Consider the following 19,463-nt stretch of genomic DNA (forward strand, 5'->3'; position numbering starts at 1 on the left):
ATTTGGTAACATTAGATTAACTGATTGTTATCATTTTGTTTATAATTTAGCAAAAAAAATAAGACAAATGAGTTCTTCGAAACAAAAGATTTTAATTGTTGATGACGAAAAAGATATCTTGGATTTAATTGCATTCAACTTAAATCGTGAAGGTTATCAGGTCTCTACAGCGCAAAATGGAGAAGAGGCAATCAACGTTGCTAAACAAGTAAATCCGGACCTTATCATTTTGGATGTGATGATGCCAAAGATGGACGGAATTGAAGCTTGTCGCATCATGCGCGCAATGCCTGAATTCAAAAGTACATTCATGGTATTTTTGACTGCAAGAAGTGAAGAGTATTCGGAGATCGCAGGATTTCATGTCGGTGCAGACGACTATATAGCAAAGCCAATTAAGCCGCGTGCTTTAATGAGTCGTATAAACGCTATTTTAAGAAGAAATACTTCTGAAGAGTCAGATGCCACTGTTCAAGATAAGATTGAAATTGCCGATTTGGTCATTGATCGAGATTCTTTCTTAGTTTACAAAGGGGAACAAAAGATTGTTCTTGCAAAGAAAGAGTTTGAGTTATTGTATCTATTGGCTTCAAAACCAAACAAGGTGTTTACGCGTGAGCAGATCTTAAAGAGCATTTGGGAAGATTCTGTTGTTGTAACCAATCGAACAATTGATGTTCACATTCGCAAGTTGCGCGAAAAGATAGGTGATGATTATGTAACCACCGTAAAAGGAGTAGGATACAAATTCGATAAAGAATAAAAAGAGAGGCTAGGGCCTCTTTTTTTTTGCGATTAACTTTCCGGAGTTTAGATTTAATGCGATTCGTCTTGCGCCAAATCTCGACAAATACGAGTAGGATATTTCAAATTTGACATAGGAGGAAGGAGAGAATTTAAGGAGAAATTTGTCCTCCATATAGGCAACTCTTTATCGAGATAACTTGATATCACCACAACAAATCTTTACTTTTGACCTAAAGCAAAGTAAAAATTTCAACATGTCATCTATTCTTATAAAATCTGCGCAACTTGTCAATGAAGGTAAAGTTGAGGTTGCTGACGTATATATCAGCAATGGTCGAATCGAAATGATTGCTCAGGAAATTAATCATCCTGCTGATCAGGAAATAAATGCTGAGGGGCTACACTTGCTACCTGGACTTATTGATGACCAGGTTCACTTTAGAGAACCCGGTTTAACTTATAAAGCGGATATATGGCATGAGAGCCGTGCCGCAGTTGCCGGTGGGACAACCTCCTTTATGGAAATGCCTAACACTGTTCCTAATACGTTGACCCAACAATTGCTTCAAGATAAATATGATATTGCAGCAAAAAATGCGCTGGCCAATTATTCATTCTTTATGGGGGCAGCTAATGATAATCTTGAGGAGGTACTTAAAACGAATCCAAGAAATGTCTGTGGTATAAAAGTTTTTATGGGCTCCTCTACTGGCAATATGCTGGTTGATAATGAAAAAGCGTTGGAAGGTATTTTTGCGAATGCTCCGACCTTGGTGGCTACGCACTGTGAAGATGAGGCAACGATAAAGGCGAATTTGGCCCTATTTAAGGAAAAATATGGCGAGGATGGATTAAAAATTGAGATGCATCCATTGATTCGTTCTGAGGAAGCTTGTTATTTGTCTTCGTCGAAAGCTGTCGAACTGGCAAAAAAGCACAATACACGCTTGCATATCCTTCATATTTCAACCGCCAAAGAAATTGCATTATTTAATAATGATATTCCGCTAAAGGATAAAAAAATAACTGCTGAAGCCTGTATTCATCACCTTTGGTTTTCGGATCAGGATTATGCCTCAAAAGGTAATTTTATCAAATGGAACCCAGCGGTAAAAACTGCCAATGATCGCGATCAGATTTTAAAAGCTGTACTGGATGGACATATCGATGTGATAGCGACTGATCACGCTCCGCATACAATTGAGGAGAAATCTCAACCCTATACTTCAGCACCAAGTGGAGGGCCTCTTGTACAACATGCGTTGCAAGCCTTGTTAGATATGGTCAAAGCAGGAAAAATGACCCTGGAACAATTAGTGCAAAAATCTGCACACAATACGGCTACATTGTTTCAAATCGAAGATAGAGGATACATTCGTGAGGGATATTGGGCGGATCTTGTGTTGGTCGATCTCAATAAACCTTATACGGTATCGAAAGCGAATATCCTGTCGAAATGTGGCTGGTCACCATTTGAGGGGCACACGTTTAGTTCAACGATTGAACATACTCTCGTATCAGGTAAACTTGCTTTCTCCAATGGACAACTTATTGAAAAAGGTGCTGGTGAACGTCTGTTGTTCAACCGATAGTATTTAGCAATGGAAAAAAGAACCTTTCTAAAATCGATTGCTTTAAGCGTGTTGTCTATTCCTGTACTGGGAATGGGGCAGCCAACCGGAGATAGAGCCGAATTGTACGGTCAGGCTGTTTTGCTTGCAACGAGGTTAAAATTGGGGGATACCATAGGTTTAATAACGCCCGCAGGTGTATTGGATGATGAAGAATCAATTAGTATTGCACGTGAGATATTTGAGACCTTAGGTTTTAAAGTAAAAGAAGGTAAACATATACGCAGCCGCTACGGTAATTTGGCCGGTACAGATCAAGAGCGTATTGCAGACATTCATGATATGTTTGCAGACAAGACCGTCAAAGCGATTGTTTGCATCAGAGGAGGTTCGGGTACATCACGTCTTTTAGATCGATTAGATTACAGACTGATCGCCAATAACCCCAAAATTTTATTGGGATATTCAGATATAACAGCATTAATTTTGGCATTATATGCCAAGACAGGGCTTATAACGTTTCATGGTGCAGTGGGTATCAGTACCTGGACTAAGAAGCTTGCAGAGGCTTTCAATGCCCAATTTGTAGCCAATCAGCCAGCAATATTTGAAAACCCCAAGTCCAAAGGTGATAGCATTGTGCAGACCAAAGACCGAATTGCCACAATTCATCCTGGTATAGTAGATGGGGTATTGCTGGGTGGAAATATGACCGTGTTGACCGGCTTATGTGGTTCACCTTATCTGCCAGATTTTAACGATAAAATTCTTTTTCTTGAAGAGGTCGACGAAGATATGGAACGTGTTGACCGTATGTTCTGTCAATTGAAAAATGCGGGTGTACTGGGTGCGATTAAGGGTTTTATTTTTGGCAAGTGCACCAATTGTAAACCATCCGGTGGCTATGGATCCGTAACACTTGACCAATTGTTCAATGATTATATCAAACCGTTAAAAATACCTGCTTATACAGGGGCTGTCGTTGGGCATATTGCCGAACAGTTTATTTTGCCCGTAGGAGCAAAAGTCCGTGTAGATGCTTCGCAAGGAACGATTGCTTTAATGGAGCCTGCATTAAAAGATTAATATGAAATTAGTAAAAGTTGATTTCATCAAAGCCTTTTCTTTATATGAAGAAAAGGCTTTGATGCATAGAAGATTTAAACATGCTGATATTTTACCGTTATTAGAAAATATCCGGAGCTATGGACGTTTCACTGTAGCGGAAATTGGGAAGTCCACTGAAGATCGTTCGATCTTTCGACTACAATACGGACAAGGGCCAATCAAGATACTTTTATGGTCACAAATGCATGGTGATGAACCTACGGCGACAATGGCCCTGTTTGATCTATTTAATTTTTTCAACGGGAAAAATGATGATTTTGATGCCTTTAGAGATGACATCGCATCAAAAATGACCCTATATTTTATTCCGATGCTAAATCCTGATGGAACCGAAAGGTTTCAGCGTAGGACAGCCATGGATGTGGATATGAACAGAGATGCAAGGGCAGCAGCAACAGTGGAAGGAGCCTTATTGAAGGCGCAAGCCATGTTGCTAAAACCTGATTTTGCTTTTAACCTGCATAACCAAAACAATTACTACAACATTCCCGGAACAAATACGCCAGTGACAATTTCCTTATTGGCGCCTGCTTATGACTATGCGCGGAGTATCAATAAAACTCGGGGAGATGCGATGGGGGTGATTGTCGGAATAAACAAGATCCTTCAGGAATTTGTTCCAAATGCAGTGGCAAAGTATGACGATGAGCATACACCGCGCGGTTTCGGTGATAATTTTCAAAAATGGGGCGCCAGGACGATTTTAATTGAATCAGGAGCTTATGTTGGTGATACCGAAAAAATGATGGTCCGAAAATGTAATTTCGTGGCATTGTTAAAAGCATTTGAGGAAATTGCTGACCAATCCTTTAAACAGCATTCGATTACCGATTACGATGCAATTCCCTTCAATGATGAAAAGCTCCATGATGTGTTGCTGAGAAATTTGACCATTGAGCGAAGTGGAAAACCATTGCTTGTCGATGTTGCCATTCGGCAGAATGAAAAGACAATTGGATCAGACTATTACGTAGAGGGTATTGTTGAAGATATTGGCGATCTGCAAGATTTTTATGGTTATGTAGATATTGATGTTGCAGGAATGGAGTTTGGCCCAGCCAAGATGTATATGGAGCCATTTGCTTCGTTGGCAGATTTAGATGATGCCGTCGTGATGGGATTACTTGAAAAAGGCTATGCCGCTGTTATGATTGAAAATGTGATTCCGGGAGAAGTTTTGCATAACCTTCCAATTCGTGTATTAACTAAAAAAGCTATAGAATTTTCACAACAATTAGCTCTCGGAGCTCAGGCGGATTTTTTCCTTCGGAAAGAAGGCAAGATCATTTACGCCGTAGTTAATGGTTGGGTGGTCGATTTGAAAAAACAAGGCAACAGCAGTATAAAAATCAGATAAGTTAGGAATGCTTAATATAGCTCAAAAAAGAAAAAAGGTCACAGCATAGGCTGTGACCTTTTTTCTTTTTTGAGACTACTAGTAGCCGGTATTCTGTTGATTTGCTATAGCTGGGTTTGCATTCATCTCATCCAGTGAAATAGGAAGAATGGTTTTAAAGAAGGTTCTATCGATCGTTTTTTGTCTATTTGTTGTGCTTATATTTCCTAAATCATCGTCAAAAGTTATCGATTTGTTCCAGCGCATCATATCAAAGAAGCGATGACCTTCTCCAAGGAGCTCTTTGCTTCTCTCATCGGCAATCATATCTAAAGTAATCGTGCCTGAGGTCGCGACATCTAATTTTGGAGAACGTTGGCGTATTGCATTCAGGTAATTTGCTGCAAGGACCTTGTCAGGAGATGATTTTAATAGAGCAGCTTCAGCAGCGATAAGATATACTTCGGACAAACGGATGACCTTAATATTGACAGCGGTACTATTTGCTGTTGAATTTTTATCACCGGCAAGCGTGGTGCTACCGCTATATTTATAAACCGCTCCTAAATGGGTGGTGCCGACTTCATCGTACGCCATAACACCCCATCTGACATCTGTCTCGTCTTTCTTAAGTTTGGCCAAGAATGGATCTGCGGCTATAAAGTTTCCCAATATGGCTGTACTGCCATGTCCTTTTCTGCGGAACATCGCACCCAGTGAACTAGTCCCTGCATCAGCTTCATTCGGATAAACACCCAATTCTAGAATAGATTCAGTTCCAAACATACCTGTCCAGGATTTTACCCAGTTTTCATTGCTATACAATGTGTAGACTTTGGAGTCTATGACTTCCTGTGCTGATTTTAACGAGTTATCATAATCATTCATATAGAGGTACACACGAGCTTGCAGTGCTTTATTGGCGAAAAAACTGAAATATCCATCCGATTTGGATTTTGGCAATAAGCTTTCTGCATCCTTTAGATCCTGTACTATTTGTTTGTAGTTTTCCTCTACGGAGATACGTTTTTCCTGCGTACTATATTCGAGGACTTTTGTCACATTAGGAATACCAAGGGCAGATTTTTCCATGTTGTAGGGTTTGCCATACAACCTGACAAGATCAAAATTGATGAGGGCTCTTGCGGTCAATGCTTGTCCTTTATACGTATTAAAATTTTCTGTCGAACCGGCAGCGATTAGTTTATCGATATTTGTCAAAAGATTATTGATCTGCACGAGTGTATGAAACCCTTGTGTCCAGATGCCTGAATAGGGATTGGAAGAGGCGGAATGATTGAATACATAAAGATAGTCATAACCGCGGCCTTGGGATGCAATCGTAAAGTCACCCCCTTTGGCATCAGCATAGAGCGGAAAATTTCGTCCATAGTAGGCCACATTTGCCATTTTACTCATTAATCCATTCATAATAACCTTTGCGTCAGCAGCAGTTTGGATGGAGGTATTGGAGTCCCCCATATTGGTCGGTGTGACATCCAAAAAATTGCTACAAGAGCTGATTGCTAATGATATTGTTATGCACGAGGCAATAAAAAGCTTTTTCATAATACTGTTTTTTTTCATTAAAAACTAAATTCAACACCGAAAGTGTAGGTTTTTGCCAATGGTGTTTCCCAGCCCCGCGTACCAAATTGGTTAACTTCTGGATCCATATACTTGTATTTCGAAACAGTCAATAAATTGCTTCCATTGAAAAATACCCTTGCATTGGAGATGCCAGCTCGTTTTAAAAATTCATTTGGTAATCTATAGCTCAACGAAATGTTCTTTAATCTAAGATATGACGCGTCAAACAGTTGTCTACTGCTGATCTGGTTCACATCTTCCAGATCTCTTCCGGTAACCATTGGGTAAGTTCCATCCGTATTTGAAGGTGACCAGCTATTTTCTGTAAAATAAGCGGCATGAATTCGTTCCCAATAATAGCCGTCATCGGCAACATCTTTGGATGTCGCATCATAAAGTTTGCCGCCAATTTTATAAGCAAAGTTCAATCCCAATGAAAAGTTTTTATAATCGATGTCAGAATTTATACCGCCATATAGTTTAGGATTAGCATTTCCGATGATGGTTTGTTTAGCTTTTTTGTAATCATAACTTGCAGCTTTTCCGTTAAAGATAAAATCGCCATCAGTGCCGTCGTTTGTATACCAGACGTTTTTGCCATTGGTTTGATCGGTACCTGCCCATTCTAGACCAAAGAATGATAAAGACGATTCTCCTTCGCGATAAATAAATCGAGCTCTATCGTCTCCACCTGTGGGATCATACCAGACGATATCACGTCCACCATATAGTTTTGTAATCTTGGATTTGATGATTGCTGCATTTGCACTTAATGTCCATTTCCAATTTTCATTTTTAACAATATCTGACCCCAGTTCAATCTCTATACCTTTATTGTTCATTTCGCCAACATTTCGCAATATGGAGCCGAAACCGGTAATTGTGGAGATCGGAACATTCTGTAAAAGATCCTTCGAGTCTCTGTTAAAATATTCAATTGTACCGAATAGTTTATTGTGGAACAGACCAAATTCCAAAGCGATGTTTGTGGAGTAATTTTTCTCCCAAGCTACATCCGGATTGCCTAAATTATTAAGCCCACCACCTGGCTGCGTCATATATTTGTTGGAATAACTTGTTAAATTGCGCCAAGCAAAAAGATCCGTAGGTAATGTTCCATTTACCCCATAGGAACCTCTAATTCTTAGGTTATTGATTTCCTCGATCTGTTTAATAAAAGATTCCTTGGCTAAATTCCAGGAAGCTGCTAAAGACCAAAAGTTGCCCCAACGAGGGCCTGGTGCCAAGCGGGATGAACCGTCCCTTCTAAAAGATGCCGAGGCAAAATAGCGTTCATCGTAGTTATATTCCGCCCGCGATAGTACAGACATCATATTATTGCCCCAAGAATAGGCCGACGCATCCAATATACCTGCAGTGGCGACTGTATGAAGTGATGAGGATGGTAAATCTTTACCTGTAGCACGGATAAAATCCGTCGTGTTTTTTTCAGCTTCGAAACCAGCTAATAACCCGATATTATGCAAGCCAAAGCTCTTGTTGTAATTGGCGGTTGTGGATGATACCAATTTTTCAATAGACGTAGACACCTCTGTGACCCGGCCATTGTCTGCCATACCGTTATAATGTTTAGCGCTATAATAGATATGATCTTTGACCTCGGTTCTGTCATAGGAGAAAATGGTCTTCAATGTAAGTTCAGGTAACAGCTTTAATGATAAAGATTCTATAGCTGATAATTTACTTGTTTTCGAAGAGTTTTCCCATTCCTTGTTGTAATACAATGGATTATAAGCGAGACTACCATAACGTGCTGTATATTCGTTACCTGTTTTATAATCAGTTGGCCAATACATCTGCCATAATAAATTACTCGCTTGATACAGGTAATTTGTTCCTGTATTTCTGGTGTCATTCATCCCGATAAGCTTGTTTTTAGCGTAGTTGACGTTTGAGCCAAATTCAAGATATTTGCCAATCTTTTGCGTTAAATTAATCCGACCATTGATTCTGTCGAAGTTATTCTCAATAATCCTGCTTTTGTCTTGGGTGTACCCTAAAGACGCGTAGTAATTGGTTTTTTCTGTTGCTCCGCTTACCGAGATATCGTTGCTGTTGAATATCCCGGTTCTAAACAATGCTTTGTTCCAGTCATAATATTGACCATCTCGATTCTCTACACCATCTGTTTTTCCTGAGATATGTACATTTTCCCATTGTGAGGTTCCATCCGTGCTGAATTGATAGCCATGAATACCAAAACCATAAGAAGAAGTTGGTTTACCGTAATTTGCCGAATTTGGATTCCAGTCCAAAGAATTTAAGCGAAATAAGGTGTTTTTATTCGCCTGTTCAGCCGTTTGACCAGCTGCTATTCTAGAGTCGTATAAAACACTATAGAGCATATTGATTTGATCCTGTACCGAAGCAGGTTCATTATTTTTGGTTGCCCAGGAAGGACTAATGCCGATAGAGGACTTGACATTGATCTTTGGATCTCCGTTTTTCCCCTTTTTTGTGGTGATGATGATGACACCGTTTGCCGCGCGGGAACCATAAAGGGAAGAAGCGGCAGCATCCTTAAGCACAGAAATAGATTCGATATCGCTGGGATTTAATGTGCTCATGACGTTGTTCGTATTGACAATATAGTCGCCCATCTGTCCGACACTACCCGAAATGACTGGAACACCGTCAATGACATAGAGTGGCTCGTTCGACGCGTTCATGGAGCCTATGCCTCGAATGCGTATAGCTGAAGTTGCACCTGCCTGACCAGATCCATTTGACATTTGCAGACCTGCAACACGGCCAGTAAGAGCTTTTTCAAAAGAAGTGACAGGTTGTTTATCAATGGCATCTGATTTTACTTGTGCTGCCGAACCTGTATAGGTACTCTTTTTAGCCGTTCCGTAGGCAATGACAATGACTTCGTCCAATGCCTGTTCATCACTGCTGAGTGAAATACTAATGGTTTTTCGGCCATTGACCTGAATTTCTTGTGGACTATAACCTACTGCAGAGATACTTAATATCGCGTTGGTGTTTGCGTTTAGCGTAAACAGGCCATTTTCGTTTGTTGAGGTTCCTTGGTTAGCGCCTTTTACATTAATTGTAACTCCGCTAATTGGTTTTCCGTTGCTGTCTGTTATTTTACCAGCAATTTGGATCTGTTGCGCATATAAAGACTGCATCGAACTACAGGCTATGAGACACAACGTTGTGAGCACATGTTGTTTCATAAAAGTGTGAATTGATTAATTTAGTTTGTTAATATTTTGGTGCTGTCGGATGTTGGTCAAACTTGCGAAAGCAATTCAGTGCAATCTTTTTTTTAAGAAAAAAACATTGCACTGAATATAGGGTTATTTCCTTAAAATTCCAATTCCAGGACGGTCGGGAAGAAGGCAATTGCCATTGACAACGGTCATACCGTCATAAATGTCATTTCCGATCAATAAAGCACCATCTAAATCAGCCCAGTCTGTTAGGGGAGCGAGTTGTGCTGCTGCACTGATTGCACAGGATGTTTCGGTCATGCAACCGATCATAACTTTCATTTCCAGAGAACGCGCAAGCTCAGCCATACGTTTGGCCTCCCGCATGCCAGTACATTTCATCAATTTGATGTTGATACCCGAATACACACCCTTTAATGCGGGGACATCCACAAGACGTTGACATCCTTCGTCGGCAATAGTTGGGATAGGGCTATGCTCAGTAAGCCATGCATTGTCGTCTATCTGCTCCTTAGGCATTGGCTGTTCCAAGAAAGAAACATTTCTTTCTGCAAGCCAATGTGCCATTTCGAGAGCCTCTTCACGTGTTTTCCAACCTTGATTGACATCGGCACACAATGGTCGATCGGTAACCTGACGGATAGTATCGATGATCATTTTATCCGTATCGAGACCCAGCTTTACTTTCAAAATTTTAAATTGATCCGCTTCCGCTACCTTTTTACGGATCATTTCTTCCGTATCAATCCCAATAGTATAGGATGTCGGAGGGATAAGATCCGGATTTAATCCCCATATTTTATAATAAGGTTGATTCATTATCTTCCCTAATATATCATGTAATGCAATATCAATAGCGGCTTTTGCTGCGGTATTTTTCAATGCAAGCTGATCGATATAATGGAGAATCTCCTCAGTTTGAAAAGGAGAGTTGAAGCCTGTCAGATCGATCTGATTAAGGAATGATAAGACACTTTCCTGCGATTCGCCTAGATAGGGTGGCATACTCGCTTCACCATAACCGACAATGCCGTCATACTCTAGCTCGGTCAATACAACCGGTGTTGTGCTTCGACTAAATGAAGCTACAGTGAAGACATGGCGCAAAGTTAGCGTGTAAGGTCTAAACCTCAATTTAAAGGTTCCAAAATCTTTACTAATCCATTCAGATTGATTGCTCATCACTATGTTTATTTATTGTTGTAATAATTGCTTTCAACGACCTTCTGTATTGCGCTATCCCGTGCGCCAAGGTAACGACGGGCAGCAACTACAGTCCGCGTTTGGAAATCATCGTAGTTTGCAGCGTCCTTAAGCATACTGTTGATCCGGACCAATCCGGCAGCGTGAATAAAAGTTCCATTGCCGATATAGAGTGCAACATGTGTTACACGCGCATTAGGATTGCTGTTTTTGCCTGCCGCAAAGAACAGTAAGTCTGCCGGTTTTAGATTCTTGAGTGCTTTCTCAGGGTCGAAATGTCCTTCTTGATCTAAAATGTCGATTTTTTCACCTGCGAGTACTTGTTGCGATGCATCTCTCGGAATCACGAAGCCGTTCATGAAAAAGCTTGTTTTGGTAAAACCGCTGCAGTCTACACCTTTCACCGATGTCCCCCCCCATAAATAGGGCAGGCCCAACATTGTTTTTGCACTGGCGATAATATTTTCCGCCGTAGGCTGGCGCGTTTCAAACCAATTTTTTAAGGTTAGACTTTCTGATTTTTTAATATAACCTAAACGTCCATCCGGATATGCTATTTCATAAAAATTGCCTTTCTGTCCTTTTAACTGAAGGATGTCACCATATACGAGATCAGACACTCGTTGGCTTTTTTTATTGGGTTCAGAATATGATTTTCCAAACTCCGCTGTATAGATAACTTTTTCTGCTTGCCGCCAATTTGCCAGCATGGTTTTGTCCATCGCTTCAATGGACGAACTTGGTACCCATGCAATATAGCCATCCGGCGTGCGGACACGGTAGTCCCCGCTCTTTTTTTGCAGAAGATCCACTTGCGTTCCCAATAAAACCTGGCTGGTTAGCTCCGCAGCATTATCTGGAAATGTGCGCATATTTGCAACGGAGAGCCTGATGACTCCAGAAGTTTTTTCACCTACACTTGCATCAGGCAAGAGCTGTACTTGAATATTGGCTGATATATCTTTTGCCTTTTGCTCCAAAACGAACTTAGCATCTTTTTCAGTTGTTTCAAGCACATATTGGTTCTGTGCGATATCCGCTTTTTGGATTGCTACGATCTTGGTTCTTTTATCGGGAGCGAATTCACGTTTTACGTTTTCTTGCAACTCTTTGATCTTGAAATAAGTCGTGGAATCTAGCTGCTGCGCCTGACTGCTTTCAACACCTATAAGGCTTGCATAAGCTAAAATAGCGAATTTAAGAGTGTTTTTCATGCGAATTAGTTTGTTTCTAAAGATAGGATTAATTCATAATATAAGTCAATTTTTATTGTCGATTTTTAAGTGATTTTGATGTTATGTTGCTAAAAAACGAATGTTTGGGTTTAATTTTAATTAAATCATCTAATTGCTAAAACCATTTTGTAATATTGCTTATTGATTGTGAAGTCAATATCCTTCTTCAGTTTAACACGAAGCTGTAAAAATGTAGAATAGCATTTTCCAGCGCATATCGATGAAGTAGATTGGGGGCAGATGTGACGTAAGATCGTGTAATACACTAGAAAAAAGCGATGTCTTTGTGCAGTCAATGATGAAAATTTTTTGTGTTCGGTAGACTGAAGGCAATTTTAATGATTGTTTTTTGCCGAATTAATCAATAGCGATAGTTTTATAAAATATTAATAAGGAAATGAGTTCAAGACGTGATTTTATTAGGCAAGGTTTGATTGCTGCGACGGCAATGGGGACATTGACAGCATTTGATGCGAAAGGAGTGACGATTGCAGCAAAGGGCAGTGTTAAAAAATATCCTATTGTAATTTCAACTTGGGACTTTGGGATTGCAGCAAATAAAGCCGCTTGGGAAATATTGTCCAAAGGAGGCAAGGCATTGGACGCGGTGGAACAAGGTGTGCGTGTGCCCGAGGCCGATCTCAAAAATATGACAGTTGGTAAAGGTGGTTATCCAGATCGCGATGGTCACGTCACACTTGATGCTTGTATCATGGATGCGGATGGTAACTGTGGTGCTGTTGCTGGAATGGAAAAAATTGGACATCCAATATCAGTAGCGCGGATGGTCATGGAAAAAACACCCCACGTGATGCTGGTAGGCGAAGGCGCATTGCAATTTGCCTTAGAAAATGGTTTTAAGGAAGAAAATCTACTGACCCCAGAAGGTGAAAAAGCGTGGAAGGAATGGTTGAAGGAGAAAAAATACAAACCTGTAGCCAATATTGAAAACCAATCTTTTGCAGCAGAACGTTTGCCGGGAAACCAATATAACCACGATACGATCGGTATGTTGGCATTGGATGCCAATGGGAATATTTCCGGAGCTTGTACAACCAGTGGTATGGCTTTCAAGATGCATGGTCGGGTAGGAGATAGCCCTATTATTGGAGCCGGACTTTATGTCGATAATGAAGTGGGCGGAGCTACATCGACCGGAGTTGGCGAAGAAGTCATACGGAATGTAGGTAGTTTCTTGGTTGTCGAATTGATGCGTCAGGGTTATTCTCCGGAAGATGCCTGTAAGGAAGCCGTTATGCGTATCGTGAAGAAGAAACCTGCTATTGCGAAGGAAATTCAAGTGGGATTCTTAGCAATAAATAAAAAAGGTGAATATGGTGCTTATGCGCTGCAACAAGGTTTTTCCTATGCGGTTTGTGATAGTAAACAACAAGATTTATTGATCAAAGGAAAACACTACTATTAGTAAAATAGGGTGAGCGGGGTGCGAGTATTTCATTCTCAGGTGGTGAGTAGAACGTAAACTGATATTTTTCGTGATGATAGCAGGGTATATCATTTCCGATTAATAATTATATTTGTCTAAACATTTTTCGCCGTAGCTATTAAGTCGGCTATAATGTTTGAAAAAAGTAAGTTTAAAATACGTAAGATTATAAAAAGTATGAAAGCAACATTTGGAGGAGGATGTTTTTGGTGTACAGAAGTTATTTTCCAAAACACGGAAGGGGTGACATCAGTATTACCGGGATATATGGGCGGAAACATTGATAATCCCACTTATGAACAGGTTTGTACCGGTACGACAGACCACGTTGAGGTTGTCGAACTCGAATATGATGAAGAGCTAGTGAACTATGAAGACCTGTTGAAAATATTCTTCAAGACACATAATCCAACGACTTTAAACCGCCAAGGAAATGATGTAGGTACGCAGTATAGATCGGTTGTATTTTCTCATAATGAAGAACAGGAGATCTTAGCGAAGAATTTTATCGATGAATTGGATAATGAAGATGTGTATGAAGATCCTATCGTTACAACAGTTGAGCCTGCTGCGACATTTTGGCTCGCTGAGGACTATCATCATAATTATTTCAACGACCATCCTGAAAATCCATTCTGTTCGGTTGTTATTGCACCAAAACTTCAAAAATTCCTTAAAGAATTTAAAGCTTAAAGGATAATACTTAAGGTGTTGTATCCTACACAAAAAAGGCTCGAATATTTATTCGAGCCTTTTTTGTGTATGGAATACGAGTTAGAACATTTCCATCTGTCCTTTATCGTCGATTTGGATGTCATTTGGATTAGTGATTTCCAATTTGATATCGTCATTTTTATCGGTTGACTCTACCTCCTTCTCCTTCTCCTTCACGGAACTGTCCTCTGCCGTTATGGTACTATCAACCGTTGTTTCTGTGGTATCAGTACTTGTTTCGGCTGCTTTTTCTTTACCTTTTTGACTTAAATCTTCATCCGCTGTTGTTAGCGTAACTGATTTTACGGTATGGAAAGACAGGCGGTTTCCTTGTGCTTTTATTCCTTTTACGTCAATAATTTCAGTCAAAGGCTGATCAAGAGTTTCTTCCGTTTGGGATTTACCTTTTAAAATCTCCAATTTGACCATCGGTTCAGCCGCATTACTCATCAATACCAATTTAGATCCTGCATCTTCATTAATAAAGGAAATGCGTTTTCCAATAGGTTGATCGTCAAATTTAAAACGTTTAACAAAGTACGTTCCGCTCTTGCCGTCCTGATGCACAACCGTATAGATATGGTCCGGGTGGTATTTTTCGATCCGGATCATTTTCTCGTCGAAGTGGTTGCTCAGATCAAAGTTTGACAATTCGTAACTACCATCCGAAAGAACCACTAATATCTTGTCGTCGCCGTCAAACTCGCCAAGGTATTGGCCACGTTCATCTGCATTTAGACGTTTCATGATGGTATCGTACCATATTTTTCGTCCTGCCAGCGTGGAGACACCAGAGCTTTTAAAGCTGATTTTTTTGACGGGATATTTTGATACAATGTTTCCTTGTGAAGCACGGCCCTTGATTGCAATCTCGGCAAAGTCCATGTCAAAATTCAACTTGCGCAATTTTGTGTGCGGTTTAAGCTGTATATTGACGATCTCTGCTTCACCGTTTGGATTGGCTGTGAAATATAGGATTTTAGACCCTTTGGATCCTTTGGATACATCATATTCCTTATCCCGAGTGACACCTACCACAGAGAAACGTTTAATGTAACTGGTACCAGTTTCACCTTCTTTATAGATGGCGTTATAGATTGTACGTTCATCACCTTTTTTGAAAACAGCAACGTGGATAATTCCTTTTCCAACGAATACTTTATCCTGGATTTTACTAACAACATATTTGCCATCTTCGCGGAATACAATAATATCATCGATATCCGAGCAGTCGCATACAAACTCATCTTTCTTCATGCCTGAGCCAATAAATCCTTCCTCACGATTGACATATAGTTTGGCATTTGCTAGGGCAACTTGGGTCGCTTCTACTTTATCGAATATACGCAGTTCGGTTTTACGCTCGCGGTCTTTACTATATTTCTCACGCAATTTCTCAAACCATGCAATGGCATATTCTGTCAATTGACGTAGATGACGCTTGACTTCCTTGATCTCATTTTCGAGTGTTTTCATCATTTCGTCCGCTTTTTTAACGTCGAAACGTGTAATACTACTCATTGGTTTATCGATCAATTTTTTGTAATCTTCTGGTCGTATCTCACGATAAAATTGATCGAAGAAAGGTTCGAACAAGCGATTTAGAACCTGCACCACGACCTCAAAGTCACCTGCATTTTCATAATCCGGATGCTTGTACATCCCCTCTTGAATAAATATTTTTAATAAACTACTGAAGAAGATTTTTTCTTGAAGATCGTTTAAGCGAATCTCCAATTCTCGTTTCAATAAATTTTTTGTGTTTATTGTGTTTTCCGTTAGAATGTCATTGACACTCATAAAGTGAGGTTTCTCATCTTTGATAACACAAGTGTTAGGTGAGATAGAGACTTCACAGGCGGTAAAGGCATATAAAGCATCAATCGTTACATCAGGAGAAATTCCAGGAGCCAAATGCACAATGATCTCTACATTTCCTGCTGTATTGTCCTCGATTTTTTTGATCTTAATTTTTCCCTTATCGTTTGCTGTAACCACACTTTCAATCAGACCGCCCGTCGTGGTTCCAAATGGAATTTCTGTAATTGCGAGTGTCTTTTTGTCGCGTTCTTCAATTTTCGCACGTACACGGATTTTACCGCCACGTTGACCCTCATTATAATTTGAAACGTCGGCCATACCACCCGTAGGGAAGTCTGGGAAGATATTCGGACGTTCACCGTTTAATACCTGAATAGATCCGTCGATTAACTCAATGAAATTGTGCGGCATAATCTTGGTTGCTAAACCAACAGCAATACCTTCGGCACCTTGAGCCAATAATAATGGGAATTTTACCGGAAGTGTGACAGGTTCGCGATTCCGTCCATCATAACTCAATTGCCACTCAGTTGTTTCGGGATTGAAGACAACGTCATTTGCAAATTTGGATAATCTTCCCTCGATGTACCGTGGAGCAGCAGCAGAGTCGCCCGTAATTGGGAAGCCCCAGTTACCTTGACAGTCAATCAGGAGATCCTTTTGGCCCAATTGTACCATGGCATCACCGATAGAAGCATCACCATGTGGGTGATATTTCATCGTGTTACCAATGACGTTGGCAGCTTTATTATATCGTCCATCATCCATTTCCTTCAAGGAATGGAGGATACGACGTTGTACGGGTTTCAAACCGTCATTGATATGTGGAACGGCTCTGTCCAAGATGACATAGGATGCATAGTCCAAAAACCAGTTTTCGTATAGTCCTGATAAAGGTATCGTCTGACTTCCGTTTTCTGTTTTTCCTGATCCCAGCTCTTCTTGATTATCTTCCGTTGGGAAGTTCGTTTCGTCACTCATTTACTCAGCAATAGATTAAATTGTACAATACAGAAATGTTCGAAATAATATTTTATTCGAACGTGTAAAAATACAAAACCATTTTGTTTTATCCCAGTGAAACTATGAAAAGTTAAAAAAATTAGTTTTTAAAACTAATATAATTAGTTTGTTGATTGGTCAATGGCTAGATCATACCAATAACAGGGAATATTCCATAGATCGAAATGAAATTCTTCAGTTACCTGAAATCCTACTTTTTCCAAGACATGCCTTGATCCCAGGTTTGCTGTATGCGTGATGGCATGTACTTCAAAATGGGGCAGCTGTTCGCTGTAATATTGCATGCAGGCTAGTGCGGCTTCTGTCGCATAGCCTTTTCCCCAAGATTCCGTTCTGAAACGATAACCAAGGTCTAAAAATCCAATACGTCCGTTCTCCAATTCGTCAATATACTTAAATCCCGTCCAGCCAATCCATTGATTGCTTGATTTCTCAATGACCCCTAGACGGCCTATACCGTATTTTTCATATTGTTGCTGAATATGCGCGATGGCTTTTTTCATTTCTTCAATAGATTGAACAGGTTCGTTATTCAGAAAGGTATGAACCTCCGGCTGTGAATCCATTGCGAAAAAATAAGCTGCATCATCCATCTGTATTGGACGGATAATTAAACGTTCAGTTTCCAGTATAGGTAAGTGTTTTTCCATAGTGTTTATCTCAAGTGTTACGGCATGCTAAAGCCACAATTTTTCGATATCTTTTTGTAGTATTTTTTCTTTCATTTCCTCTTCAAAGTCGCCGAACTGCTCTTTTTTTACAGATTTACTAATTCTGCCATTTTCGAGTACCAAGATTTCATCGCAGGTATCTTTTAGCGTGGAAAAGATATGGGACGAAATCAGGATCGTTTTACCCATCGCTTTTAAACGAAGAATAATCTCCGTAAGAATAATGCTGCTTTGTAGATCGATGCCATTAAAAGGTTCGTCAAGGATATAATAATTATTGTCCTGAAGTAAAGTAGCTGTCAGGGCTAGTTTTTTTTTCATTCCCGTGGAATAGGCGCTCGCATACTCCTTTAAGGGCAACTCGAAAATATTTCTCTCACTGAGGTTTTTGATCTGTTTACCGCGTGCATCCGTCAGCAGATAAATATACTCTTCGCCGGTGAGCTTTGAAAGGAAATACGGATCCGAGGTGAGGTAACCTAAATTGTTTTTCAGCGGTTCTAAATCAGATTTTAAACTTCCCGAGGCGGTTTCTAGTCCAGCAATACAACGAAACAGCGTTGTCTTTCCAGCGCCATTTTCACCGACGATACCATATACTTTTCCGCTATCAAAGAGGTAAGTAACCTCGTGGAGTACTTGATGCTGTCCAAAGGACTTATTGATATTCGTAAGCTCGATCATAAGTGATTTTTTAGATTGTTGATTGCTTTGATATAATAAAAAGGTAAGAGCGCTAGAATCAAAGGGTAAAAGCTAAAACAAAGTGCCAAAGCAAAGCCTTCGGGGAAATTGATCTCCCGTGGGTAAGCGACGTATTTCAATGTGATTGCAAAAGAAAGTAAAAGTAATATTCCGCCCAATACAATACAGGCATTAAATAAATCCGATGGAAAGATGACAACATACAGAAAAAGAAGGGGCAGTACCAAGAGCAGACACTGTAAAATTCCCCTTTTAAACTTTCGCATCAGAAAGACTGTTGGTGTATGATGGTGATTCCAGAGGTAAAAAATAGGCTCCGGCAATTGATAATAGAAAACGCAGGTGAGCGCAACGCATACGACGCAAAATAAAACAAGATTGGAATTGGCGACATAAAAACCGATTCCAGCCAATAGATACAATACAAGCAAAAGCAAGTAGCTCCGTCGGAACCCGATGATAAATTCAAAAGGTTTTTTTACGAAAGGTGTCGGAATAGATTTTCCGAAAGCCGCAAATGTCAAAAATGCAAAAACAACAGCCAAAGTATCCAATAACAACGCATAGTGCCATTGGCTGTGGAGGAGAAGAATGACGAAGGACGGCAGCGTTAATAGCCCATTCTCAACTATTCTGATCTTGTGAAAATCTCGTTTACTGTATGTGTTTTTGAGAAAATCATTTCTGTTTTTTTCTGTGAGCAAAAATAGTGCTTGAAAATTGCAAAGCAGTAGTGCATAACAACCAAAAAGCGGGTATTGAACCAAAGCATAATAAGCAAAATAACATAATCCAAACAACAGGAGAAAGGCGAGCCAAACAGGCAGTCCTGTAGCCCGAATATGCCGAGACAGTAAAGTATACTGAAGCTTTAAATAATTGCTTAACATGATAAATCAAACTTAGATAAATTACCTTTTATATGCAATATCATATGTGTCCTAAATAAATTTTAGGATTGGATTTCTGTGGTACAGGCATAGCTTTTTTCATCATTTCGATATTGACCCCTATTTTTCAATCTGCGAAGATCTTTAGCTGTCCCTTTTTTCCTTTTATAGGCGGCCTGAGA

Annotated in this window: 14 protein-coding genes; 6 read left to right on the forward strand and 8 right to left on the reverse strand. The window is 40.0% G+C overall.

What is annotated here, in order from left to right:
- Positions 1-67: 67 nt before the first annotated feature.
- The 4 genes from L1283_RS04185 (at position 68) to L1283_RS04200 (ending at position 4,803) form a co-directional block, all read left to right on the forward strand.
- Positions 68-763 (forward strand): response regulator transcription factor, encoded by a 696-nt coding sequence (locus tag L1283_RS04185; protein ID WP_088160705.1) that lies wholly within the window; start codon positions 68-70, stop codon positions 761-763.
- Positions 764-1,001: 238 nt separating this feature from the next.
- Positions 1,002-2,339: a dihydroorotase gene (locus L1283_RS04190; RefSeq protein ID WP_312352705.1), complete on the forward strand. Its 1,338-nt coding sequence runs from the start codon at positions 1,002-1,004 to the stop codon at positions 2,337-2,339.
- A 9-nt stretch (positions 2,340-2,348) separates the two neighbouring features.
- Positions 2,349-3,404, forward strand: a complete 1,056-nt coding sequence (locus L1283_RS04195; protein ID WP_286850701.1) for a S66 peptidase family protein — start codon at positions 2,349-2,351, stop codon at positions 3,402-3,404.
- 1 nt (position 3,405) lies between these two features.
- On the forward strand, positions 3,406-4,803 hold the full coding sequence (locus L1283_RS04200; protein WP_286850699.1) for a M14 family zinc carboxypeptidase: 1,398 nt from the start codon (positions 3,406-3,408) through the stop codon (positions 4,801-4,803).
- A gap of 78 nt (positions 4,804-4,881) precedes the next feature.
- Here the strand turns inward: L1283_RS04200 and L1283_RS04205 are convergent, their stop codons facing one another.
- The 4 genes from L1283_RS04205 to L1283_RS04220 form a co-directional block, all read right to left on the reverse strand.
- Entirely contained in the window at positions 4,882-6,351 is a 1,470-nt protein-coding gene (locus tag L1283_RS04205; protein WP_075991692.1) for a RagB/SusD family nutrient uptake outer membrane protein, read from the reverse strand.
- A 17-nt stretch (positions 6,352-6,368) separates the two neighbouring features.
- Positions 6,369-9,575, reverse strand: coding sequence for a SusC/RagA family TonB-linked outer membrane protein (locus tag L1283_RS04210; protein WP_312352706.1), 3,207 nt, complete (start codon positions 9,573-9,575; stop codon positions 6,369-6,371).
- A 123-nt stretch (positions 9,576-9,698) separates the two neighbouring features.
- Complete coding sequence (locus tag L1283_RS04215) at positions 9,699-10,754, reverse strand: dipeptide epimerase (RefSeq protein ID WP_201639510.1); 1,056 nt, start codon at positions 10,752-10,754, stop codon at positions 9,699-9,701.
- Positions 10,755-10,762: 8 nt separating this feature from the next.
- Positions 10,763-11,989, reverse strand: a complete 1,227-nt coding sequence (locus tag L1283_RS04220) for an NlpC/P60 family protein (RefSeq protein ID WP_286851935.1) — start codon at positions 11,987-11,989, stop codon at positions 10,763-10,765.
- Positions 11,990-12,407: 418 nt separating this feature from the next.
- Here L1283_RS04220 and L1283_RS04225 point away from each other — a divergent pair, with 418 nt between their 5' ends.
- Both L1283_RS04225 and msrA read left to right on the forward strand, forming a co-directional pair.
- The gene (locus L1283_RS04225; RefSeq protein WP_286851937.1) at positions 12,408-13,436 is read left to right on the forward strand and encodes a N(4)-(beta-N-acetylglucosaminyl)-L-asparaginase; all 1,029 of its coding nucleotides are present in this window, start codon (positions 12,408-12,410) and stop codon (positions 13,434-13,436) included.
- Positions 13,437-13,634: 198 nt separating this feature from the next.
- Positions 13,635-14,150: a peptide-methionine (S)-S-oxide reductase MsrA gene (gene msrA / locus L1283_RS04230; RefSeq protein ID WP_286851938.1), complete on the forward strand. Its 516-nt coding sequence runs from the start codon at positions 13,635-13,637 to the stop codon at positions 14,148-14,150.
- A gap of 81 nt (positions 14,151-14,231) precedes the next feature.
- Here the strand turns inward: msrA and L1283_RS04235 are convergent, their stop codons facing one another.
- From L1283_RS04235 to L1283_RS04250, 4 genes are all read right to left on the reverse strand, one after another.
- Complete coding sequence (locus L1283_RS04235) at positions 14,232-16,973, reverse strand: DNA gyrase/topoisomerase IV subunit A (RefSeq protein ID WP_286851940.1); 2,742 nt, start codon at positions 16,971-16,973, stop codon at positions 14,232-14,234.
- A 143-nt stretch (positions 16,974-17,116) separates the two neighbouring features.
- The gene (locus tag L1283_RS04240; protein WP_286851942.1) at positions 17,117-17,665 is read right to left on the reverse strand and encodes a GNAT family N-acetyltransferase; all 549 of its coding nucleotides are present in this window, start codon (positions 17,663-17,665) and stop codon (positions 17,117-17,119) included.
- A 27-nt stretch (positions 17,666-17,692) separates the two neighbouring features.
- A complete protein-coding gene (locus tag L1283_RS04245; RefSeq protein WP_286851944.1) occupies positions 17,693-18,370 on the reverse strand; it encodes an ATP-binding cassette domain-containing protein in 678 nt (225 codons plus the stop codon).
- Positions 18,367-19,281, reverse strand: coding sequence for a hypothetical protein (locus L1283_RS04250; RefSeq protein ID WP_286851946.1), 915 nt, complete (start codon positions 19,279-19,281; stop codon positions 18,367-18,369). Before L1283_RS04250 ends, L1283_RS04245 begins: the two co-directional genes overlap by 4 nt.
- Between the last annotated feature and the right edge of the window lie 182 nt (positions 19,282-19,463).

It is taken from the genome of Sphingobacterium sp. HSC-15S19 (genome assembly GCF_050433745.1).
Classification (GTDB): domain Bacteria; phylum Bacteroidota; class Bacteroidia; order Sphingobacteriales; family Sphingobacteriaceae; genus Sphingobacterium; species Sphingobacterium siyangense.

Coding starts and splice junctions, on each gene's coding strand:
- L1283_RS04185 (WP_088160705.1), top strand. CDS start 68: ATGAGTTCTTCGAAACAAAAGATTTTAATTGTTGATGACGAAAAAGAT.
- L1283_RS04190 (WP_312352705.1), top strand. CDS start 1,002: ATGTCATCTATTCTTATAAAATCTGCGCAACTTGTCAATGAAGGTAAA.
- L1283_RS04195 (WP_286850701.1), top strand. CDS start 2,349: ATGGAAAAAAGAACCTTTCTAAAATCGATTGCTTTAAGCGTGTTGTCT.
- L1283_RS04200 (WP_286850699.1), top strand. CDS start 3,406: ATGAAATTAGTAAAAGTTGATTTCATCAAAGCCTTTTCTTTATATGAA.
- L1283_RS04205 (WP_075991692.1), bottom strand. CDS start 6,351: ATGAAAAAGCTTTTTATTGCCTCGTGCATAACAATATCATTAGCAATC.
- L1283_RS04210 (WP_312352706.1), bottom strand. CDS start 9,575: ATGAAACAACATGTGCTCACAACGTTGTGTCTCATAGCCTGTAGTTCG.
- L1283_RS04215 (WP_201639510.1), bottom strand. CDS start 10,754: ATGAGCAATCAATCTGAATGGATTAGTAAAGATTTTGGAACCTTTAAA.
- L1283_RS04220 (WP_286851935.1), bottom strand. CDS start 11,989: ATGAAAAACACTCTTAAATTCGCTATTTTAGCTTATGCAAGCCTTATA.
- L1283_RS04225 (WP_286851937.1), top strand. CDS start 12,408: ATGAGTTCAAGACGTGATTTTATTAGGCAAGGTTTGATTGCTGCGACG.
- msrA (WP_286851938.1), top strand. CDS start 13,635: ATGAAAGCAACATTTGGAGGAGGATGTTTTTGGTGTACAGAAGTTATT.
- L1283_RS04235 (WP_286851940.1), bottom strand. CDS start 16,973: ATGAGTGACGAAACGAACTTCCCAACGGAAGATAATCAAGAAGAGCTG.
- L1283_RS04240 (WP_286851942.1), bottom strand. CDS start 17,665: ATGGAAAAACACTTACCTATACTGGAAACTGAACGTTTAATTATCCGT.
- L1283_RS04245 (WP_286851944.1), bottom strand. CDS start 18,370: ATGATCGAGCTTACGAATATCAATAAGTCCTTTGGACAGCATCAAGTA.
- L1283_RS04250 (WP_286851946.1), bottom strand. CDS start 19,281: ATGTTAAGCAATTATTTAAAGCTTCAGTATACTTTACTGTCTCGGCAT.